Origin of the sequence: Plantactinospora siamensis (assembly GCF_042434095.1) — a bacterium.
Classification (GTDB): Bacteria; Actinomycetota; Actinomycetes; order Mycobacteriales; family Micromonosporaceae; genus KBS50.
In genome coordinates this window covers 366269-388194 of record NZ_JBHLUE010000017.1, presented here as the reverse complement: position 1 = coordinate 388194, position 21926 = coordinate 366269, and the positions used below count along the sequence as shown (strand labels likewise).

19 protein-coding genes are annotated in these 21926 nt (G+C 74.6%); 4 read left to right on the top strand and 15 right to left on the bottom strand.

What is annotated here, in order from left to right; genetic code table 11:
* Nucleotides 1-617: 617 nt before the first annotated feature.
* Nucleotides 618-1940, bottom strand: coding sequence for a tyrosine--tRNA ligase (tyrS, locus tag ACFFHU_RS22270; protein ID WP_377341840.1), 1323 nt, complete (start codon nt 1938-1940; stop codon nt 618-620).
* A 105-nt stretch (nt 1941-2045) separates the two neighbouring features.
* On the opposite strand from tyrS, the gene ACFFHU_RS22265 reads away from it, so the two are divergent.
* Nucleotides 2046-2447 (top strand): PaaI family thioesterase, encoded by a 402-nt coding sequence (locus ACFFHU_RS22265; RefSeq protein WP_377341838.1) that lies wholly within the window; start codon nt 2046-2048, stop codon nt 2445-2447.
* 52 nt (nt 2448-2499) lie between these two features.
* Here the strand turns inward: ACFFHU_RS22265 and ACFFHU_RS22260 are convergent, their stop codons facing one another.
* Nucleotides 2500-3831 (bottom strand): hemolysin family protein, encoded by a 1332-nt coding sequence (locus tag ACFFHU_RS22260; protein ID WP_377341882.1) that lies wholly within the window; start codon nt 3829-3831, stop codon nt 2500-2502.
* A 156-nt stretch (nt 3832-3987) separates the two neighbouring features.
* Between ACFFHU_RS22260 and ACFFHU_RS22255 the strand changes: the two genes are divergently transcribed.
* From ACFFHU_RS22255 to ACFFHU_RS22245, 3 genes are all read left to right on the top strand, one after another.
* Nucleotides 3988-4653, top strand: coding sequence for a response regulator transcription factor (locus ACFFHU_RS22255; RefSeq protein ID WP_377341837.1), 666 nt, complete (start codon nt 3988-3990; stop codon nt 4651-4653).
* Between the two features lie 7 nt (nt 4654-4660).
* Entirely contained in the window at nt 4661-5848 is a 1188-nt protein-coding gene (locus tag ACFFHU_RS22250) for a sensor histidine kinase (protein WP_377341836.1), read from the top strand.
* A gap of 86 nt (nt 5849-5934) precedes the next feature.
* Nucleotides 5935-6570, top strand: coding sequence for a DUF2231 domain-containing protein (locus ACFFHU_RS22245; protein ID WP_377341834.1), 636 nt, complete (start codon nt 5935-5937; stop codon nt 6568-6570).
* Nucleotides 6571-6956: 386 nt separating this feature from the next.
* Here the strand turns inward: ACFFHU_RS22245 and ACFFHU_RS22240 are convergent, their stop codons facing one another.
* From ACFFHU_RS22240 to argC, 13 genes are all read right to left on the bottom strand, one after another.
* Nucleotides 6957-7934, bottom strand: coding sequence for an aldo/keto reductase (locus tag ACFFHU_RS22240; protein WP_377341832.1), 978 nt, complete (start codon nt 7932-7934; stop codon nt 6957-6959).
* A 187-nt stretch (nt 7935-8121) separates the two neighbouring features.
* Entirely contained in the window at nt 8122-8736 is a 615-nt protein-coding gene (locus ACFFHU_RS22235) for a DNA-3-methyladenine glycosylase (RefSeq protein WP_377341830.1), read from the bottom strand.
* Nucleotides 8737-8748: 12 nt separating this feature from the next.
* Entirely contained in the window at nt 8749-11376 is a 2628-nt protein-coding gene (locus ACFFHU_RS22230) for a penicillin acylase family protein (RefSeq protein WP_377341881.1), read from the bottom strand.
* Between the two features lie 444 nt (nt 11377-11820).
* On the bottom strand, nt 11821-12753 hold the full coding sequence (locus ACFFHU_RS22225; protein WP_377341828.1) for an NAD-dependent epimerase/dehydratase family protein: 933 nt from the start codon (nt 12751-12753) through the stop codon (nt 11821-11823).
* A 145-nt stretch (nt 12754-12898) separates the two neighbouring features.
* Entirely contained in the window at nt 12899-14188 is a 1290-nt protein-coding gene (locus tag ACFFHU_RS22220; protein WP_377341827.1) for a D-alanyl-D-alanine carboxypeptidase family protein, read from the bottom strand.
* Nucleotides 14189-14371: 183 nt separating this feature from the next.
* A complete protein-coding gene (argH, locus tag ACFFHU_RS22215) occupies nt 14372-15835 on the bottom strand; it encodes an argininosuccinate lyase (RefSeq protein ID WP_377341826.1) in 1464 nt (487 codons plus the stop codon).
* Between the two features lie 8 nt (nt 15836-15843).
* The gene (locus ACFFHU_RS22210; RefSeq protein ID WP_377341825.1) at nt 15844-16017 is read right to left on the bottom strand and encodes a hypothetical protein; all 174 of its coding nucleotides are present in this window, start codon (nt 16015-16017) and stop codon (nt 15844-15846) included.
* Entirely contained in the window at nt 16014-16529 is a 516-nt protein-coding gene (locus ACFFHU_RS22205) for an arginine repressor (protein WP_377341824.1), read from the bottom strand. The genes ACFFHU_RS22210 and ACFFHU_RS22205 overlap by 4 nt, the downstream gene beginning before the upstream one ends.
* Entirely contained in the window at nt 16526-17455 is a 930-nt protein-coding gene (argF, locus tag ACFFHU_RS22200) for an ornithine carbamoyltransferase (RefSeq protein ID WP_377341823.1), read from the bottom strand. The genes ACFFHU_RS22205 and argF overlap by 4 nt, the downstream gene beginning before the upstream one ends.
* 58 nt (nt 17456-17513) lie before the next feature.
* A complete protein-coding gene (locus ACFFHU_RS22195; protein WP_377341821.1) occupies nt 17514-18689 on the bottom strand; it encodes an acetylornithine transaminase in 1176 nt (391 codons plus the stop codon).
* Nucleotides 18686-19594, bottom strand: a complete 909-nt coding sequence (gene argB / locus ACFFHU_RS22190; RefSeq protein WP_377341879.1) for an acetylglutamate kinase — start codon at nt 19592-19594, stop codon at nt 18686-18688. The genes ACFFHU_RS22195 and argB overlap by 4 nt, the downstream gene beginning before the upstream one ends.
* A gap of 77 nt (nt 19595-19671) precedes the next feature.
* On the bottom strand, nt 19672-20841 hold the full coding sequence (gene argJ / locus ACFFHU_RS22185) for a bifunctional glutamate N-acetyltransferase/amino-acid acetyltransferase ArgJ (RefSeq protein WP_377341820.1): 1170 nt from the start codon (nt 20839-20841) through the stop codon (nt 19672-19674).
* Nucleotides 20838-21842 carry an N-acetyl-gamma-glutamyl-phosphate reductase gene (argC, locus tag ACFFHU_RS22180; protein WP_377341819.1) on the bottom strand — a complete coding sequence of 335 codons (1005 nt, stop codon included), beginning with the start codon at nt 21840-21842 and terminating at the stop codon, nt 20838-20840. Before argC ends, argJ begins: the two co-directional genes overlap by 4 nt.
* Nucleotides 21843-21926: the final 84 nt, after the last annotated feature.

The window sequence follows — 21926 nt, the reverse complement described above, 5'->3', positions numbered from 1 at the left end:
CCAACAAAAACCTTGAAAAGCAGTCCCAGCAAACCCCATTAACGAGGTCGCCAAAACAATCAAACCATTGAATTGGCACTGGCTTATCAAACACCCTGTTGAGTTCTCAAAGAACAACCACACACCGAGAACAACCGGCCCGTCCCGAACCGGCCGCCCACCGGGGCGATCCTTCCGCTTCGCACCCGCCGTCTCCGTCGGGCACTCGTACTACCTTACCGGACCTCTACTTCCGCGTCAAACCGGTGTGTCCCGGCTCATCACGTTCGTCCCGATCCAGCACCCCCGACGCAGGCGGCGGCGAACCACCACACTCCGACGAGGATTCCGGCAGAACCGGCCGCTCGCGGATCACTCCACACGCTCGCCCGGCACCCTGCCGACTGGAAACCTTACCCGGCCGATCCCGCACCACCAAATCCGCCTTGCGGCAGACCCGACGGGCAACCACCCGGACGTCCGAACCGGAGCCACACAGCCACCCCAACCCGGGACCATTCCCACCCGCCGGAACCGGACCTACCGGCACTTCGTACCGGTTCGTCCCATGCCCGCGGGCAGAGAGAAAGTTACGCGGCCCGAAGATCGAACGTCAAATCCCCGGACCGCGTCCCGCGTCACACTCGGCTCTGCGCCGGCGCGGCCAGCTCGACGCCCGCGAAGGTGCGCTTGCCCCGGCGCAGCACGAGGAACCGGCCGTGCAGCAACGCCTCCGGCGGCACCGTGGCCTCCGCGTCGGCCACCCGCTCGTTGTTGACGTACGCGCCGCCCTCGGCGATCGCCCGGCGAGCCTCGCCGAGGCTCTTCACCAGCCCCGCGTCCCGGAACAGCGCCGCCACCGGGGGAAGCTCGGCCAGTCGTACCAGACCCGCCTCGGCCAGGGCGGCCCGCAGCGTCTCCGCGGACAGCTCGTCCAGCGATCCCCGCCCGAACAGGGCCTGGCTGGCCGCCACCGCCTCGCGCAGCTGCCGCTCCCCGTGCACGAGCGCCGTCAGCTCCTCGGCCAGCGCCCGCTGGGCGAGCCGGGCGGCCGGCCGCTCGGCGGTGGCCTTCTCCAGCTCCTCCAGCTCCTCCCGGGACCTGAAGCTGAAGTACCGCAGGTAGCGCCCGACATCGCCGTCGTCGGTGTTGAGCCAGAACTGGTAGAAGGCGTACGGGCTGGTCATGGAGGGGTCGAGCCAGACGCTGCCGCCCTCGCTCTTGCCGAACTTGGTGCCGTCGGACTTGGTGACCAGCGGCGTGACGAAGGCCTGCACCGGCCCGGCCCCCCGGCGCCGTACGTAGTCCACCCCGGCCGTGATGTTGCCCCACTGGTCGGAGCCGCCGAACTGCAGCGCGACCCCCTCGCGGCGGTGCAGCTCGAAGAAGTCGTTGGCCTGGATGAGCTGGTAGCTGAACTCGGTGAAGCTGATCCCGCTCTCCAGCCGGGCCCGGACCACCTCGCGGGCCAGCATCTTGTTGACCGGGAAGTGCTTGCCGACATCGCGCAGGAAGTCCACCGCCGACATCGGGCCGGTCCAGTCCAGGTTGTTCACCAGGCGCGCGGCGTTGTCACCGGCGTACGAGACGAAGGGCGAGAGCTGCTCACGGATCCGGTCCACCCAGCCGGCCACCACCTCCGGCGCGTTCAACGTCCGTTCCGCGCTCTCGCGCGGATCGCCGATCTGCCCGGTGGCGCCGCCGACCAGCAGCACCGGCCGGTGTCCGGCCAGCTGGAGCCGCCGCGCCGTGAGCACCTGGACGAGGTGACCGACGTGCAGGCTCGCCGCGGTCGGGTCGAAGCCCACGTAGAAGCTGACCGGGCCGGCGGCCAGCAGCTCGCCGAGCTCGTCGAGGCCGGTGGAGTCGTTGATCAGACCCCGCCACCGGAGGTCGTCCAGGAGGTCGCCGCCGGCGGGGCCGGCGGGCGACGAAAGGCTGCTGTCGGTCACGGACGGCATTCTCCCCCATCCCCACCGTCGGCCCGTACCCGGTTTCCGGGGCCACCGGCCGCCGGCCCTAGGCTGGCCGGCGGAAGATCAGCAACGAGGCCCAGGGAGGCCGGTATGGAGATGCCCGAGATGACCGGTGGCTTCGTCGCGCTGCTGGGGCTGGAACTCACCGAGACCACGCCCGACCGGGTGGTGATCCGCTGGCGGGTCCGGCCGGAGCTGCACCAGCCGTACGGCATCCTGCACGGCGGGGTGCACGCGTCGGTGGTGGAGACGGCCGCCAGCGTGGGCGCGGCCCTCTGGTTCGGCGACCGCGGCGGGGTGGTCGGGGTGAACAACCAGACGGACTTCCTGCGGGCCGTCCGGGACGGCGAGCTGACCGCGGTGGCCACGCCCGTGCACCGGGGCCGGACCCAGCAGCTGTGGCAGGTCGAGATCACCGACGAGCGGGATCGGCTGGTCGCCCGCGGCCAGGTACGGCTGCAGAACGTGCCCAACCCGGACCAGCTGGGCTGAGCGGCACCGGCTCGGCCACACCGGCGGACCGGAATCGGTCAGCCACGGCGGCTCACGAGCCGGCCGGGTTCAGCGCCGCGTCGTCGGGTTCCGCGGCCTCCTGGCCGGCGGCCGACTCCGTGGCCGACCGCTCGCCCGCGCGCAGCCGCACCCGGGTGATCGCGTGGTGGGCCACGGCCGCGACCTCCAGGACCCAGCCGTCGATGGTCACCGTCTCCCCGGACTCGGTGGGGATCCGGCCGAGCACCGCCAGGATGAGCCCGGCGATCGTGGTGTAGTCGCCGGCGGGTCGGGTCGGCAGGGCCACCCCGATGTCCGGCAGGTCGTGGATCGGGAACGTGCCGGGCAGCAGCATGGCGCCGTCGACCTCGGTACGTACGCCGCGCACGTCCCGGTCGTTCTCGTCGTAGATCTCGCCGACGATCTCCTCGAGGACGTCCTCCAGGGTCACGATGCCGTCGACGGCCCCGCGCTCGTCCACCACCAGCGCGATGTGCTGCCGCTCGGACTTGAACCGGCGCAGCGCCTGGACCACCGGCAGGGAGTCCGGCAGCAGCAGCGGCGGCCGGGAGTAGTCGTCGATGGGCCGGTCGTCCGGCACCCCCACCAGGTCGCGCAGGTGCACCACCCCGACGGTGTCGTCGAGCATGCCGTGCCGGACCACCGGGGCGCGGGAGTTGCCGGAGGCGGCCAGGACGATCCGGGCGGCCTCCGCCGAGGTGCCGCTGTCCAGGCAGAACACCTCCAGCCGGGGCACCAGCACGGCCCGCAGCTGCCGCTCGGCGATCTCCACGGCGCCCGCGATGATGGTCTGCTGCTCGACGGTCAGGCCGTGGTGCCCGGTGACGATTTCCCGCAGCTCGTCCGGGCTGATCTCGTCGCGCTGCGGCTTCGGGTCGACGCCGGCCAGCCGGACCACCAGGTCGGTGGTCTTGCCCAGCGTCCAGACGGCCGGCCGGGAGAGCGTGGCCAGCAGGTCGAGCGGGCGGGCCACCACCAGGGCCCAGCCCTCGGCGCGCTGCATGGCGATCCGCTTCGGGGCCAGCTCGCCGAAGACCAGGGTGGCGAAGGTGAGCATCAGCGTCACGATCACCACGGCGGCCGGCTGGGCGGCCTCGCCGAGCATGCCCAGGAGCGGGACCAGCGGCTTCGCCAGCGACACGGCGGCGGCCGCCGAGGCCAGGAAGCCGGCGAGCGTGATGCCGATCTGGATGGTGGCGAGGAACCGGTTCGGATCCTTGGCCAGCCGGGCGAGCACCCGGCCGGACCGGCTGAGCCGCTCCAGCCGCTGGAGCTGGCTGTCCCGCAGCGAGACCAGCGCCATCTCGCTGCCGGCGAAGGCGGCGTTGACGATCACCAGCACGCCGACCAGCGCCAGCTGCATCCAGGTCTGCACCGCTTTGTCTCCTTAACCACCACGTTGTGCCGCGGTACGCCGTCCGTCAGCCAGCCATTGCCCAGCCGGGCCGACAGCGAATCCCCGCCCGCGCAAACGGCCCGCCGGAACGGCGCGGTGACGGGGCCCGTGGATACTGGGCCGGTGGAGAGCGTACGGCCGCGGTTGCTGCTCGTGGAGGACGACCGTTCGCTGGCCGACCTGCTCGCGGGGCTGCTCGACGAGGAAGGGTACGACGTCGACCTGGCGCTCGACGGGCACACCGGCCTGCACCGGGGGCTCACCCAGGCGTACCAGATCATGGTCGTGGACCGCGGGTTGCCGGCGGTGGACGGGCTCGACCTCATCGGCCGGCTCCGCCGGCACGGGGTGACCTGCCCGATCCTGGTGCTCACCGCGCGTGCCTCGGTGCTGGACCGGGTCGCGGGGCTCGACGCCGGCGCGGAGGACTACCTCACCAAGCCGTTCGAGATCGTCGAGCTGCTGGCCCGGCTGCGGGCCCTGCTGCGCCGACACACCGACGCGGCGGACTTGCTGGCGGTCGGCGGCCTGCGGCTGGACGTGCCGAACCGGCAGGTGCTGGGCGGCGGCGCCGAGATCCAGCTGTCCCAGCGCGAGTTCGCGCTGCTGCACACCCTGGCGGCCCGGCCCGGAAAGGTGTTCACCCGCGCCGAGCTGCTCCGGGACGTCTTCGACGCGGCCGACGCGGACGGCACCGTCGACGCGTACGTCCATCATCTGCGCCGGAAGCTCGGCCGGGACGCGATCCGCACGGTGCGCGGCCTGGGCTACCGGCTGGGCGCGGTGTAGGCGGCCGGTGGACGAACCGCTGCTGCGCCGCGCGCGCCGGCGCAGCGTCATCCAGACCGCCGTGGCCGTCGGGCTGCTGGTGCTGCTCGTCGGGGCCGCGATGTTCGCGATCACCGTGCGGGCCCAGTCCCGGGCCGTGGACCGCCAGCTCGGCCAGGTGGTGGCCGCCGCGGAGGACGTGGACGACCCGCCGCCGGGGGATCTACTTGCCCGGCGGGGGCCGACCGGCCGCGTGCAGACCACGCCGCGGGCCCCGGCGGCCGTCGCCGCGGTCCTGGATTCGGCGGTACGCGCGGAACCCCGCCGGTTCACCACCGTCGCCGGCGGGGTTCCGCTGCGGATCCTGGTGGCCGGCCGGCCCGACGGGACCCGCTGGGCCGCGGCGGCCGACCTGCGCCCGGTGCACCGGCAGCGCGGCGGGCTGCTGGCCGCGCTGCTGCTGGCGGAGATCGCCGGCGTCGGCGGCGCGGTGGCGGTGGCCGTGCTGCTGTCCCGGCGCGCCGTGGCCCCGCTGGCGCTGGCCCTGGCCGAGCAGCGCCGGTTCGTGGCCGACGCGTCGCACGAGCTGCGCACCCCGCTCACCGTCCTGCAGACGCGGGTCCAGCTGGTCGCCCGGCGCGCCCGCGAGCGGCCCGCCGAACCGCTGGCCGGGCAGCTCGACGAGCTGGTGGCGGACACCCGGGCGCTCGGCGAGGTGGTCACCGACCTGCTCGTCTCGGCCGAGGTCGAGCAGCACCGCGAGACCGGCCGGCCGGTGGACCTGGCCGTGGTCGCCGGCGGGGTGGTGGACAGCGCCACCGCGTACGCCCGGGAACGGGATGTCCGGTTGTCGCTCGAGGTGGCCGGCGAGGGCCTGATCGTGCGCGGCGCGGAGCCGGCGCTGCGACGGGCGCTGCTCGCTCTGGTCGACAACGCGGTCGGCCATGTCGGGCCCGGCGGGCAGGTGGACGTCCGTGTCACCGGAGACGGCCGCTCGGTGTCCGCGACCGTGGCGGACGACGGGGTGGGCCTGGATCCGACCGACACCGAGCGGCTCTTCGCGCGGTTCGCGCACGGCACGGACGGCGCCGGCCGCCGGTTCGGGCTGGGGCTGGCCCTGGTCCGGCACGTGGCGGAGGCGCACGGCGGATCGGTGCGGATCAGCGGTGCGCCGGGGCAGGGTGCCACATTCACGCTGGTCTTTCCGGCCGGCTGAGCGCCAGGGGTAAGAACGCCAAGAATCGGGCAAGAAACGCCGGTCAGGGTGGATCCGGAATTTTCACCGCGCCCGAGGAGGACGCCATGCCCGAGACCGTCAACGGGTTGCCGCTGCACCCGCTCGTCGTACACGCCGTGGTCGTGCTGCTGCCGCTCGGCGCGCTGGGCGTGATCGCCCTGGCGGTCCGGCCGGCGTGGCGGCACCGGTACGGGGTCCTGGTGGCCGCGATCACGCTGGTGGCCACCGTGCTCATCCCGGTGGCCACGGACAGCGGGGAGACCCTGGAGGCCCACGTCGGTGACCCCGGCCGGCACGCCGAGCTGGGCGACCAGCTGCTCTATTTCGCCCTGCCGCTGCTGCTGGCGGCGCTGGCCCTCGCCTGGCTGGGTTGGCGCGGGCGCCCGGCGCTGGGCGCCGACCCGGTGGCACGACCCGGTGGCGGCGCGTCGCGGGGCGCGCCCGGTGCGGCCGGCGCCGGTGAGCCCGACGGGGTGGCCGACCCGGATGCGCCGGCGGGTCGAGTCGCGACGGCCACCCGACCGGCCGGGCTCGCCGGCACGCCCGCCGGCCCGTCCCGGGCCGTGGCCGCGGTGGTCGCGGTGCTCGCCCTGGTGATCGCGGTGGCCAACCTCGTGCAGGTCTACCGGGTCGGCGAGTCCGGCGCCCGCGCCGCCTGGGGCAACACGATGTCCTCCCCGGCGAAGGGCGAGCACGACTGAGCCGGACCGCTGAGGTCGGCCGCGCGGCCTGCTGAGCCTCCGTCCCAACTGCCGGAACGAGCGGTGGGGCCGGTTAGGCCGGAAGGCTCCGCCGCCCAGCCGGGGTGACCTGGCGATCGGTACCGGGATCGCTAGGTCGCGGGACCGGAAACGTCCTGGTCAGGCCTTGATCCGATCAGTCGGGCGGCTCGTCGCGCCCGACTGATCGGCCGCCCGCGCCCTTCCCGTCCCGACCGCGAGGACCCGCCGCGACGCCTTTGCTCTGCTGACCCCCACGCCCCACGTCGTGTCCGATAATCGGACAATTGCCGGTGCGCGAAGGGCAGCAGAGCAAAGGGCGCGCAGCACTGGGCCCAGGGTCGCCCGAAGTTGGATTCTGCGGGCCGCTAGTAGCGGCCGCCGACAGTCTGACCAGCAAGTTCGTCGAGCCGGGCCAGGTCGTCGGCGGTCAGCCGCAGGTCGGCGGCCGCCACGTTCTGTTCCAGATACTGGACCCGCTTGGTGCCGGGGATCGGCACCACGTCCTCGCCCTGGGCGTGCACCCAGGCCAGCGCCACCTGACCGGGCAGCACGCCCCGCTCGTCCGCGATGGCGCGTACCACGTCCACCAGGCGCTGGTTCGCGGCCAGCGCCTCGTCGGCGAACCGCGGGTTGGTCCGGCGGAAGTCGTCGGCCGCGAACTCCTGGCCGGCGGTCACCGCGCCGGTCAGGAAGCCGCGACCGAGCGGCGAGAACGGCACGAGTCCCACGCCCAGCCGGCGGGCCGCCGGCACCACCGACTCCTCGATCCCCCGGGTCCACAGCGACCACTCGCTCTGCACCGCGGTGATCGGGTGCACGGCGTGCGCCCGCGCCAACTGGTCGGCGTCGACCTCGGACAACCCCAGGTAGCGCACCTTGCCGGCCGCCACCAGCTCCGCCATCGCGGCCACGGTCTCCTCGACCGGCGTGGCCGGATCGACCCGGTGCAGGTAGTACAGGTCGATGTGGTCGGTGCCCAGCCGGGCCAGCGACTCGTCGCAGGCCTGCCGGACGTACGCCGGGTCGGCGCCGAGCCGGAAGCCGGTCCGGCCGTTCTCCCGGACGATGCCCTGGATGCCGAACTTGGTGGCCAGCACCACCCGGTCCCACCGGCCGCGCAGGGCGGAGCCGAGCAGCCGCTCGTTCGCCCCGAACCCGGCGCTGCCGGCGTCGCCGTAGACGTTCGCCGTGTCGAAGAGGGTGACGCCGAGGTCCAGCGCCCGGTGCAGGGTGGCGACCGACGAGGTCTCGTCGGCCGGCCCGTACGACTGGCTCATGCCCATGCAGCCGAGCCCCTGCGCGGAAACCCGCAGGCCCTGGCTGCCGAGTGCGACGGTACGCATCTGCTGCTCCCCCATCCGGCGCCGCCGTTCGCGGCGCCTGTCCGGTGGTCCACGCTAGGAGTTCGAGTGCCCTCGAACGCAAATCGGCCACGGTAGCGTCACCCGGATGACCGCCGGAAGCCCGCTGGGATCCCGCCCGCTGCGCGGAATTCCTCGACCTGCTCAGGTGAGATCGCGGCCATGATGGTCAGCGACGCCGGGGGACGTGCCGGCGGTAGGCGCTGACCGTCGGGTCCCCGGTGAGCCAGAACCGCCACGGCACGTCGTGCGCGCCGGTCACCCCCACCCGCGGTCCGGCGCTGACCGCCGCCGGGTCGACCGGCTCGGCCGGCGGTTCCAGCCGCACCGGGCCGCCGTCCAGCAGGTACGCGCCGTACGCCGCGCCGTCCAGGCCCAGCGCCGAGCACAGCCGGGCCGGCCCGCGAGCCAGGTCGACGTCCCGGCGTACGGCCGGGCGGCGGGCCCGGGCCGCGGCCAGCCCGTCGACCACCTCGCCGGCCCGCAGCAGCACCGCGGACGCCTCGCCGTCCGGCCCGGTCACCACGTTCATGCACCAGTGCATGCCGTAGGTGAAATAGAGGTACGCGTGCCCGGACGGGCCGAACATGATCCGGTTACGGGCGGTGGGCCCCCGGTGGGCGTGCGAGGCGGGATCGCCGCCCGAGCCGGCGTACGCCTCGACCTCGGTGAGCCGGACCGTGACCCCGCCCGCGCTCAGCCGGGCGCCCAGCAGCCCACGCGCGGCCGGCTCGACCGGACCGGCGAGCAGGCTGGCGAGATCGGTCAGTTGAGCTTCGGACACCGGTTCAGCTAATCATGGCGCGTACGTCTGCCGGTGCCGGGTCGCGTCCTCGACGGCGCCCCGGCTCCAGCGCATCGGCAGGGTGGCGCCGGTCCGCCACAGCCGCGTCTGGTCGGTGTAGTGCCCCGCGAAGGCGTGCCCGGACACCCCGGTGAGGTTGATCCACCGGGACCGGTCCAGGTCGCCCAGGTCGACGATCATGCGCATCGACGGCACCCAGTTCACCTGGTAGCCCTGCCCGGCGTTCCAGCCGGTGGCGTTGACCACGCCCTTGCCGCCGGAGGTGCGGTACGGGCCGGTGTTGAACAGCCACTCCACCGGCCCGATGCCGGAGCTGCCGTACGAGGCGTTCCGCAGGATGAGCGTGTGCAGGTCGCCCCACCGCCACGCCGCGGGCCGGTCGCCGAGCCGGCCGGCCAGCTCGGCGTACCCGTCCCGGAGCGCGGCCGTGAGCATCGCCGTGCGGTCCTCGACGGCGGGGGTCGACCGGTCGTCCCACCACGGCGAGTGCGGGCCGAGGCCGGTGACCACGGAGAACCACCGCTCGCCACCGTCCGGCGCCGACCCGGCCGGCAGCTCGTCGAAGGTGCGCAGCAGCAGGTGCCGCCACACCGCGTTGAAGTACGCGGCCGCGGCGGACGAGCGGGCCTGATCCGAACCCTCCGGCCCGGTGGCCGGCTGTTGGAGGTCCCAGCCGCGCAGCAGGTCCCGGGCCGCGACGGCCTTCCCGTCGAGCGGGGCCGCGAGCAGTTCCGGCACCAGGTCGGCGGCCACCGGGTTGAGGTTGTCGAACTGGATCCGCGCCACGTCGTCGACCGAGTGTGTCGGGGCCGCCGCGAGCAGGTCGTTGATCCGCTGGGACCGGTAGCCGGCGGTCCAGTCGGTGGTGAGCAGCCGCGGATAGCCGGGACCGACCACGGCCTGGTTGGCCGTCACGATGGCGCCCTCGGCCGGGTCGCTCACCGACGGCAGCTCGGCGAAGGGGATGAAGCCGCGCCAGTCGTACCGGGAATCCCAACCGGGGGCGGGCCAGCGGCCGTCGCCGGCGCCGCGGATCGGGATCCGGCCCGGGGCCTGGTAGCCGATGTGGCCGTCCACCGTGGCGTACACGATGTTCTGCGCCGGCACCTCGAACAGCGCGGCCGCGCGGCGCAGCGCGACCGGGTCGGTGGCCTGGTTGATCGCGAAGAGCGCGTCCATGGTGTGGCCGGGGTCCAGCGCCGTCCAGCGCAGCGCCACGCCGTCCGCCGGTCCGGCCCGGGTGACGGCGGCGATCCGCCGAAGCGGCTCGGACGCGTCGGAGAGCAGCGGGCCGTGCCCGGTCTCCCGGACCGTGAACCGCACCGGGTCACCGCCGGCCACCTCGATGGTCTCGGTCCGGGTCCGCAGCGGCCGCCAGGCGCCATCCACCTGGTACCGGTCGCCGTTCAGGCGTTCCAGGTAGAGGTCCGTGACGTCCGGATCGAGGTTGGTGAAGCCCCAGGCCAGCCGGTCATTGTGCCCGATCACCACGCCGGGCAGGCCGGAGAAGGTGTACCCGGTGGCCGAGTAGCCGCAGTCGCAGTGCAGGCCGAGCTGCATCCAGATGCCCGGCAGGGACGGCCCGAGGTGCGGGTCGTTGGCCAGGATCGGCGCGCCGGTGCTGGTGCGCGAGCCGGCGAGGACGAACGAGTTCGAGCCGATCCCCTCGCCCTCGGGCCCGAGCAGGTGCGGCAGCGCCGCGGCAAGGTCACGCGCCGCCGCGAGCGCCGGCCGGGCCGCGGCGAGCTCCCCGGCCACCGCCGGGGCGGGACCCCGGTCCGGCGCCGGGGCGGTCGCCCGCCCCGGGCGGCCGAACGCTGCCCCGCCGGCAGTCGACCCGCCGCCGGCCGGCTCCCCGCCGACGGCCGGGTAATCGCCGACGGCCGGGTCACCGCCGCCCCGGCCGCCGCTTCCGGATGCCGCCGCCGCCACGATCGGCCGGTTCCGGTCGTACGGGTACGCCGGGTAGAGCTGGTCGATCTCTGCGACGGTCAGGCCCTGGCTCAGCAGCGTGGCCCGGTCCAGCTCGCTCGACATGTTGCCGCGCAGGTCCCATGCCATGGCCTTGAGCCAGGCCAGGCTGTCCACCGGATCCCACCGCTCGATCCGGTGTCCCCGGTTGAGCAGTCCCTGCAGCGTGTACTCCAGGCTCACCGACCCCCGTGCCGGGCCGTCGGCCGCCGCCGGGTTCGCCAGCACGCCCTGATTCACCAGGTACGCGTTGACGCCGTCGGCGTACGCGCTCAGGTACCGGCGGCTGTCCGGGGCGATCAGCGACCACTCCCGCTCGGCCACCCGGCGCCAGCCCATCGTGCGGACGTACCGGTCGGTCTCCACCTGGGACGGTCCGAACAGCTCGGCCAGCCGGCCCGCCGTGACGTGGCGGCGGAAGTCCATCTCCCAGAACCGTTCCTGGGCGTGCGCGTACCCCTGCGCCCGGAACAGATCCTCGGCCGTGTGCGCGTAGAGCTGCGGAATGCCGTGCTCGTCGCGCAGCACCGTCACCGGCGCGCCGAGGCCGGGCAGCCGCAGGGTGCCGTCGTACTCCGGAAGCGCCCGCCGGATGGACCAGAGCACGAGGCCGCCGGCCACCAGGGCGAGGACCAGGACGGCCGCCACCGCCGCGAGCGCGGCCCGGGCCAGCCGGCGCGGCCAGCGCCGCGAGCGCGTCGGCGACGTGCCTCCGGCCCGATCCGCGCCCGCCCTCCCCAGGGCGGCCTCGGGTCCCCCGGATACGGCCTCGGGCTCCCCGGACACGGCCTCGCGGTCCACGGACGCGACCTCGGGCTCCGCGGGCGCGGCCTCGCGGTCCGCGGACACTGCCACGGGCTCGCCGGACACGGCCTCGCGGTCCGCCGGCGCGGCCTGGCCGGGTATCGCGGCGGCCGGCTCGGGCTGCGCGCCGGGTTCGGCCGGTACGGGGGCGTCGGACCGCGTCATGCCGCGGGATCCTACGCGCGGCCGACCGTTGCGTCGATCATGGAGTTGCGGTGCCCCGCGAAGGCCCCGAAGCATCCCGAATCGCCCACCACAACTCCATGATCGACACCGGAAGGGGCGCGGTCAGGACAGGTAGGCGGCGAACAGGTGGCGTTCCTGGTCAGCGGTGAACATCGGCTCGGCGGTGGTGGTGGCGTCGCGGACAGTGTCGGCCAGCGGCCGGAGGGTCAGCCCGGCCCGCAGCGCGCGGCTCACGTCGACCCGGTTGGCGGCCGCCCAGCCGGGCGCGGCCACCCACAGCGGCACGCCCATCCACGGGTCGACGCCGGCCGCGAGCAGCCACTCGGTCGGCACCCACACCAGGTCGCCGCCCCCGCACGCGCGCAGCAGCTCGCCCATGGTCATCGACGGACCGGTCACGTTGTACGCACCGGACAGGTCGTCCCCACCGACCACGAACGCGGCGAGGTCGCGCACGTCGACGTACTGGACCGGGTCCGCCGGATCGCCGGGGACCAGCACCCGGCCGGGTCGGGCGAGCCGCCGCGGCCAGTACGTGAACCGGTCGGTGGGATCGTTCGGGCCGACGATGAGCCCCGGCCGGGGCAGGAAGGCCCGGTCGCCGAACGCGTCGAGGACGACGCGTTCGCAGGCGGCCTTGCCGGCGCCGTACAGGTCCGCCGGATCGGTGTGCTCGGTCAGCTCCAGGGTGGCGGCCTCTTCGAGCTGGCCGGCGGTCGTGTCATGGTCCGCGTACACCGAAATGGTCGAGACCAGGACGTACCGGCCGACCCGGCCGGCCAGCGCGGAGACGGTGCTTCGGACGGATGATGGCTGGTACGCCGCGACGTCGATCACCGCGTCCCAGGTCCGATCTGCCAGCGCCGACAGGTCTTTGTCCCGGTCCCCGCGGATGGTCTCCACCGTCGGGTACAGGTCCGGGTTGGTCAGACCCCGGTTGAACAGCGTGAGCCGGTGCCCGGCGGCCAGGGCGGCGTCCACGATGGCGCGACCGAGGAAGCGCGTTCCGCCGATGACCAGAATGCTGCGAGACAACGTTCGAGGCCCTGCCCTGTCGTTCGCCGTGGATCGCCGCCGAGCGGCGAGATCGCAAGCTATCACGACGAAGCGCGGTCGACGCGCCCCCGACCGGTCCGGTGCGGGACGGCTCGACGGCGAGACGTAGCGGCCCGGCGAGCGTTCAGCGGGTGGCGCGGCGGCGCAGGGCGAACACGGTCAGCCCGACGGCCACCAGCACAGCAAGCGCCACCGCCATCGCCAGGGTGGGTCCGGGCCGGCCCAGCACCCCGGCCCGGGCCGCCTCGGCGTGGGCGCCGTCGGCCGCCGCCGGGGTGCTGCCCGTGGGGCTCGGGGTCGGGTTCGCGGCCGGCACCAGCTCACCAACCCGGTCGCCGGGCGGCAGCCCGAAGCCCCAGTCGAGCAGGGCCGCCCCCTGCTGCCAGCCGCGCTGCGGGGCGGCCTCGGCGCCGACCAGCGTCACCACGAGCCGGCGCCCGTTCCGCTCCGCGGCGCCCATGAAGGTGTGCCGGGCCACGTCCGTGAAGCCGGTCTTGCCGCCGAGCGCGCCCGGATAGTGCCACAGCAGCTGGTTGTCGTTGGTGATCTGGTATCCCTTCGGGTCGCGCGGCGGTTCCGGCGGCACCTGCGCGGTGCGGGTGCCCACGTACCGGCGGAAGTCGGCCCGCGCGAAGTCGGCGCGGGCGATCAGCGCGAGGTCGTATGCGCTGGTGAACTGGCCGTCCCCGTCCAGGCCGGACGGGGTCACGGCGTGCGTCTGGTACGCGCCCAGCCGCTTGGCCTCCGCGTTCATGGCCGCGATGGTTCCCGGCAGGCCGGCCGGGCCGCCGCCGATCCGGGCCAGCACGTTGGCGGCGTCGTTGCCCGAGTTGAGCAGCAGGCCCAGCAGCAGCGTCTCCACCCGGTACCGGCCGCCCTCGATCAGTCCCATGGCCGAGCTGCCGGGCTCGAAGTTCATGTCCTCCGGCATCACCTGCACGACCGCGTTCGGGTCCACCTTGGGCAGCACCGTCTCCAGCAGCAGCAGCTTCTGCACGCTGGCGGGCGGCGAGTACTGGTGCGGGTCGCAGCCGCCCAGCACGGCGCCGGTGTCGAGGTCGGCCACCACCCAGGAGGTCGCGGTGACCGCCGGCGGCGCGGCGGCGTCGGTGGGGGCGGCCAGCCCGGAGGTGGCCAGCGCCGCTCCGCCAACCTCGCGGTCGCCGGACCGGCCCGGCGGCGGCGTCGGGCGCGGGGTCCGGGCGATCCCCGGGCTCGGCTCCGGACACCGGGCGACCGCACCCGGCACGGCTGCGGCCGCACCCGGTACGCCGACGGCCGCACCCGGTACGCCGACGGCCGCACCCGGTACGACGGCGGCCGCGGCCGGCGCCGGCCGGGCGGCTCCGATGGCCGGGAAGACCAGCAGCACCGCGGTGTTCAGCAGCGCGCCGGCCCGAGGGATGGCCCACATGACGCGACCATATGGCAGGCCGGACGCCGCGCGGAGCCGATGCCGGACTCCCCGCGATTATCGCGCGGACAAGCCCCACCAGGCCCGCCCGAACGGCGCCGGCCGGCGCATCCGGGGCGTCGGTTAGGAGGGAACCCTTCCTATACAGAAAACGATAAGAAGGGGCCCTTCCTTCCACCTCCGTCAGCGGGGCACGACGGTGCGCGCCGCCCATTCGCGCCAGGCGCGCAGTTGTTCGGCGGCGGCGGCCAACTGGTCGGCAACCGGACCGGGACCGGTCGAGCCGGGCGTGGTCCGGGCCGCCAGCGCGGAACGGACCGAGAGCACGTCCCGTACCCCCGGGTCGAGGTGTTCGCTGATCGTCCGCAGGTCGTCGTCGGACACCTCGTGCAGGGCGCACTCCCGGGCCGCGCACAGCGCCACCAGCCGGCCGGTGATCTCGTGCGCCTCACGGAACGGCACGCCCCGCCGGACCAGCCAGTCGGCCACCTCGGTGGCCAGGGAGAAGCCCACCGGTGCGGCCGCCACGAGGCGGTCCACCCGGACCGTCATGGTGGCCACCATGCCGGCCAGCGCCGGCAGCAGCAGCTCCAGGGTGTCCACGGCGTCGAACGCCGGCTCCTTGTCCTCCTGCATGTCCCGGTCGTAGCTGAGCGGCAGTCCCTTGAGCATGGTGAGCACCGCCATGAGCCCACCGACCAGCCGGCCGGACTTGCCGCGGGCCAGCTCGGCGATGTCGGCGTTCTTCTTCTGCGGCATGATCGACGAGCCGGTGGCGAACGCGTCGTCCAGCTCGACCCAGCCGAACTCGTGCGACGTCCAGAGCACCACCTCCTCGCCCAGCCGGGACAGGTGCACCCCGATCAGCGCCGTGATGAACAGGAACTCGGCCACGAAGTCCCGGTCGGCCACCGCGTCCATCGAGTTGGCGAAGGACGTGGTGAAGCCCAGCTCCTTGGACACCGCGACCGGATCCAGCGGCAGGCCCGAGCCGGCCAGGGCGCCCGCGCCGAGCGGGCTCACCGCGGTCCGGGCGTCCCAGTCGCGGAGCCGGTCCAGGTCCCGCAGCAGCGGCTGCACGTGCGCCAGCAGCCAGTGCCCGAATGTGACCGGCTGGGCGTGCTGCACGTGCGTCATCCCGGGCGCCGGGGTGTCGGTGTGCGCGCCGGCCTGGTCGACCAGCGCGTCGGCCAGCTCGACCAGCCGCGCCGCCACGCCGCGGGCGTGGTCGCGAAGGTAGAGCCGCAGGTCGGTGGCCACCTGGTCGTTGCGGGACCGGCCGGCGCGCAGCTTGCCGCCGAGCGCGCCCAGCCGTTCCAGCAGGCCGCGCTCCAGCGCCGTGTGCACATCCTCGTCGTCCACGGTGGGCCGGAACGCCCCCGAGGCGCAGGCGGCCTCCAGGTCGTCCAGCGCCGCCAGCATCCGGCCCAACTCGTCCGGGTCGAGCAGGCCGGCGCCGGCGAGGACCCGGGCGTGCGCCCGGGAGGCCGCCAGGTCGTACGGCGCGAGCCGCCAGTCGAACTGGACACTCACCGACAGCCGCGCGAGGGCCTCGGAGGGGCCCCCGGCGAATCGGCCGCCCCACAGGCTGGTGCGATTGGTGGCGGCGCTGTTCTCGGTCAGGCTCTTGTCGTCCACGCCGCTCATTCTGGGGGTCACTGTTCGGGGCCGCCCAACCGGGCGTCCCGGGCGGGCGCCATCCGGGCGTCCCGGGCGGGCGCCATCCGGGCGTCCCGGGCGGGCGCCATCCGGGCGTCCCGGGCGGGCGCCATCCGGAGCGGCCGAGGTGTCGAACCCCCGGAGTGGGTGGGCACGAATCGCCGCGTCATGGCGCGGTGCTCCCTTCGATGCTGTCGTCCCGGCGGGCCCACCCGGCGAGCTTGTCGCCCAGCGCCGCTCCGCCGTCGGGTTCGCGGGCCACCACGAGGATCGTGTCGTCGCCGGCGATGGTGCCGACGACCTCGGGCAGACCCGCCCGGTCGACCGCGCTGGCGAGGTAGTGCGCGGCGCCCGGCGGGGTGCGCAGCACGGCGATGTTGCCGCTGGCATCGACGCCGTTGAGCAGCTCGCGCAGCAGCCGGATGAGCCGGGCCGGGGCGGCCTCCGCGTCGCGCAGCGGCCGGTGCCCGTCCTCCGGGATCACGTACACGGCCGGCCCGTCACCGCCGCGCGCCTTGACCGCGCCCAGCTCCTCCAGGTCGCGGGAGAGGGTGGCCTGGGTGACCTGCACGCCGTCCCGGGCCAGCAGGTCGGCCAGCTCGGTCTGCGACCGGACCGGCTGGTCCCGGATGATGTCGATGATGCGCCCGTGCCGGGCCGCGCGGGTCAGTGGCGTGGTCATGGAGTGGATGCTTTCAGCAGGAAGGTCAGCAGCGCCTTCTGGGCGTGCAGCCGGTTCTCCGCCTGGTCGAAGACCGCGCTGCGCGGCCCGTCGAGCACGTCGTCGGTGATCTCCTCGCCCCGGTGCGCGGGCAGGCAGTGCAGCACGATGGCGTCCGGGGCGGCCAGGTCGAGCAGCTCCTTGTTCACCTGGTAGGGCCGGAACGGGGTGCGCCGGTCCAGGCCGTCGCCCTCCTGCCCCATCGAGGTCCAGGCGTCGGTGGCCAGCACGTCGGCGTCCTGCGCCGCCGCGGCCGGATCGGTGAGCGCCCGCACCGAGCCGCCGGTGCCGGCCGCGATCGCCGTGGCCCGGGCCAGCACCGCGGGATCGGGTTGGAACGCGGCCGGGCCGGCCACCCGGACGTGCATCCCGGCCAGCGCGCCGGCCAGCAGGTAGGAGTGCGCCATGTTGTTCGCCCCGTCCCCCAGGTACGTGAGGGTGCGGCCGGCCGTGCCGCCGAGCCGCTCCCGCACGGTGAGCAGGTCGGCCAGCAGCTGACACGGGTGGAACCCGTCGGTGAGCGCGTTCACCACCGGCACGGTGGCCCCCTGGGCGACCTCGGCGATCCGGTCGTCGCCGTACGTCCGCAGCACGATCGCGGCCACGTACCGGGAGAGCACCCGGCCGGCGTCGGCCAGCGCCTCGCCCCGGCCGAAGTGGGTGCCCTGGGCGTCCACCACCAGGGGGTGCCCGCCCAGCTCGGCGATGCCCACGTCGAAGGAGACCCGGGTCCGCAGGCTCTGCTTGTCGAACAGCACGGCCACCGCACGGGGACCGGCCAGCGGGCGGTGGCCGAACCGGCCGGCCTTCATCCGGGCCGCCAGGTCCAGCACGGCCGCCTGCTCGGTCGCGCTGAGGTCGTCGTCGGCCAGGAAGTGCCGGATCACGCCGGAACTCCGATCACGTCGAGGACGCCGGGGTCGTCGTCGGCCAGGAGATGTCGGATCACGCCGGAACTCCGATCACGTCGAGGACGCCGGGCAGAGCGGCCAGGAAGGCGTCGGCCTGGCCGGTGCTGAGGATCAGCGGTGGCGCCAGCCGGAGCACGTCCGGCTGCACCGGGTTGACCAGGAACCCGGCCTCGCGCAGCGCGCCGGCGACCGCCGCGGCGGCCGGCGCGGTCAGCACGATCCCGAGCAGCAGCCCGGCCCCGCGCACCTGCGCCACCAGCGGGTGGCCGAGCGCCTCGACGCCCGACCGGATCCGCTCCCCCACCCGCTTGACATGGTCCAGCAGTCCCTCGTTGGCGATCGTCGAGATCACCGCGAGCGCCGCGGCGCAGCTGACCGGGTTGCCGCCGAAGGTGCTGCCGTGGCTGCCCGGGCCGAGCAGCCCGGCCGCCGCGCCGAAGGCCAGGCAGGCGCCGATCGGCAGCCCGCCGCCGAGGCCCTTGGCCAGGGTGACCAGGTCCGGCTCCACCGCCTCGGCCTGGTGGGCAAACCAGTGGCCGGTCCGGCCGATCCCGGTCTGCACCTCGTCGAGGGCGAGCAGCGCGCCGGCCCGCGCGGTGATCTCGCGGGCCGCGCCGAGGTAGCCCGGCGGCGGCGTCACCACCCCGTTCTCACCCTGGATCGGCTCCAGGATCACCATGGCCGTGCCCGTGTCGACGGCCGCGGCCAGCGCGGCGGCGTCGCCGTACGGGACGTGGGTGACCTCGCCCGGCAGCGGCCGGAACGGGTCCGCCTTGCCGGGCTGGCCGGTCAGGGCCAGGGCGCCCATGGTCCGGCCGTGGAAGCCCCCGATGGCGGCGACCACGTGGGTCCGGCCGGTGCGCCGGGACAGCTTGAACGCCGCCTCGTTGGCCTCGGCGCCGGAGTTGGCGAAGAACACCCGGCCGGGCCGGCCGGCCAGCGCCAGCAACAGCTCGGCGAGCGCCACCGGCGGCTCGGCGGCGTACAGGTTGGAGACGTGCCCGAGCGTGGCCACCTGCCTGGACACCGCGGCCACCACCGCCGGGTGGGCGTGGCCGAGCGCGTTCACCGCGATCCCGCCGAGCAGGTCGACGTACTCCCGACCGGCCTCGTCGACCACGACGGCGCCGGCGCCGGAGACCAGCGCGAGCGGCGGGGTGCCGTAGTTGTCCATCATGGCGGTCCGCCACCGGTCCAACAGCTCGCTCACGACAGCTCCTCGCCTTCCGGGTCCGGGACGACCATGGTGCCGAAGCCCTCCGAGGTGAAGACCTCCAGCAGCGTCGAGTGCGCCACCCGGCCGTCCACCACGTGCGCGGCCGGTACGCCGCCGCGGACGGCCCGCAGGCAGGCCTCCATCTTGGGGACCATGCCGGATTCCAGCTCGGGCAGCAGCCGGGCCAGCCTGTCCGCGGTGATCTCCGAGACCAGGCTGCCGGTGTCCGGCCAGTCGGCGTACAGGCCCGGCACGTCGGTGAGCACGACCAGCTTGCGGGCGTCCAACGCCACGGCCAGCGCGGCGGCCGCGGTGTCGGCGTTCAGGTTGTGCAGCACCCCGGCCGCGTCCGGGGCCACCGTGGAGACCACCGGGATCCGCCCCGCCGCGATCAGGTCGGTCACCGCGGCCGGGTCGACCGAGGCCACGTCCCCGACCAGGCCCACGTCCACCGGCCGACCGTCCACGTACCCGGGCCGGCGCTCGGCGGTGAACAGCCCGGCGTCCTCGCCGGACAGTCCCACCGCGAACGGCCCGTACGCGTTGATGAGCCCGACCAGCTCCCGGCCGACCTGGCCGACCAGCACCATCCGGACCACGTCCATGGCCTCGGCCGAGGTGACCCGCAACCCGCCGCGGAACTCGCTGGCGATGCCGAGCCGGCCCAGCATGGCCGAGATCTGCGGCCCGCCGCCGTGCACCACCACGGGCCGCAGCCCGGCGTACCGGAGGAAGACCATGTCGGCCGCGAAGGCCCGCCGCAGCTGGTCGTCGACCATGGCGTTGCCGCCGTATTTCACCACCACGGTGGCGCCGGCGAACCGGGCCAGCCAGGGCAGCGCCTCGATCAGCGTGCTGGCCTTGGCCTGCGCGGTCGCCAGGTCCCGGGACAGCGTCAACCCACTCACCGAGCTTGCCTTCCGTTCACGACTGCGGGACTCCGCTTCGGGACTCCGCTTCGCTGCGTTCCTTGCGCTCATGTCGAGTAGGCCGAGTTCTCGTGGACGTACGCGTGCGACAGGTCGGTGGTCCAGATGGTGGCCTCGGCCGGCCCCGCGTGCAGGTCAATCCGGACGGTGACCTGCCGGCCGGCGAGGTCGACCTTGCTCCGGTCCTCGGCGGCCGCGCCGGACCGGCACACCCAGACGCCGTTGATACCCACGTCCACGGCGTCCGGCTCGAAGGCCGCGGCCGTGGTGCCGACGGCCGCGAGGATCCGCCCCCAGTTCGGGTCGTTGCCGAAGAACGCGGCCTTCACCAGGTTGTTCCGGGCCACCGCGCGGCCCACCTCGACCGCGTCGTCCTCGCTGGCCGCGCCGGCCACGTCGATGGCGATCTCCTTCGTGGCCCCCTCGGCGTCGGCCAGCAACTGCATGGCCAGGTCGTGGCAGGCCGCGGTCACGGCCGCGGTCAGCTCATCCGGAGTCGGCTCGATCCCGGAGGCGCCGCTGGCCAGCAGCAGGACGGTGTCGTTGGTGGACATGCAGCCGTCGGAGTCGAGCCGGTCGAAGCTGAGCCGGCAGCCGGCGCGCAGCGCCTCGTCCAGCGCCTCGGTGCCGGCCACCGCGTCGGTGGTGAGCACGCAGAGCATGGTGGCCAGGGCCGGCGCGAGCATCCCGGCGCCCTTGGCCATCCCGCCCACGGTCCAGCCGGTCCCGGTGGCCACGGTGGTCTTCGGCCGGGTGTCGGTGGTCATGATGGCTTCGGCCGCCGCGGCGCCGCCGTCCCGGGACAGGCCGCGGACGGCGGCCCGGACCCCCGGCAGCAGGCGGGGCATCGGCAGGCGCTCCCCGATGAGGCCGGTGGAGCAGACCGCCACCTCCCCGGCGCCGATCAGCAGCCGCGGGTTGCGGCTGCTCAGCGCGCCGGCCGCGTACTCGGCCGTGGTGTGCGTGTCGTGGAAGCCGGCCGGTCCGGTGCAGGCGTTCGCCCCGCCGGAGTTGAGCACCACGGCCCGCAGCACGCCGCCGCGGACGACCTGCTGGGTCCACAGCACCGGCGCGGCCTTCACCCGGTTGCCGGTGAAGACGCCGGCCGCGGTGGCGTCCGGCCCGTCGTTGACCACCACGGCCACGTCCGGGCCCGCGCTCTTCAACCCGGCCGGCACGCCGGCCGCGCGGAAACCGCGGGGGGTGGTGACGGTCATGGCGCAACTCCGAACGGGGTCAGGCCGGCCGTCTCCGGCAGGCCGAGCATCAGGTTGGCGCATTGCACGGCCTGCCCGGCCGCGCCCTTGCCGAGGTTGTCCAGGGCACTGGCCACGATCACCCGACCGGAGTCGCCGTCCAGGGTCGCCTGCAGGTGGCAGGCGGCCGAGCCGAGGGTGGCGGCGGTGTGCGGCCAGGCGCCGGCCGGCAGCACCCGGACCAGCGGGCTGTCCGCGTACGCGTCGGCGAGCACCGCCCGCGGGTCGGCGCCGGCCCTGGCCGGGCGGGCGGTGACCGTGGCGAGGATGCCGCGCGGCATGGGCGCGAGCACCGGGGTGAAGGACAGCGACGTGGCGCCGGTGGCCTGCTTGATCTCCGGTACGTGCTGGTGCGCGCCCACCTTGTACGGCGTGAGGTCGCCCATCACCTCACTGCCCAGCAGGTGCGGCTTGGCGGCGCGGCCGGCGCCGGAGGTGCCGGAGGCCGCCACCACCACCACGTCGTCCGGCGCCACGGTGCCGGCGGCGATCAACGGGGCCAGCGCCAGGATGGTGGCGGCCGCGTAGCAACCGGTCGCGGCCACCCGGTCGGCCGCGGCGATCCGGGCCCGCTGGCCGGGCAGCTCGGGCAGGCCGTAGGTCCAGGCGCCGGCATGGGGGCCGCCGTAGTAGCGTTCCCAGGCCGCCGGGTCGGTCAGCCGGTGGTCGGCGCCCAGGTCCACCACCCGGGTGGCGGCCGGCAGGGCCGCGGCCAGCGCGGCGGACTCGCCGTGCGGCAGCGCCAGGAAGACCAGGTCCGCGCCGGTCAGCGCCGCCGGCTCGGTCGGCCGGAACGCCAGGTCCAGGCCGGTAAGCTGCGGGTGTACGGCGGAGACGGGCGCACCCGCGGCGCTGCGCGCGGTGGCCGCCACCAGGTCGAGGTCGGGGTGCCCGGCGATCAGCCGGAGCAGCTCGCCACCCGCGTAGCCACTGGCGCCCGCCACAGCGATCCCGATACCCATAACCACCTCCGCATGACTATGCAGTTCAGGTTACCGATTGCGCTCCCAGATCGCAACTTCATGCAATGGTCCGCATGATGATCC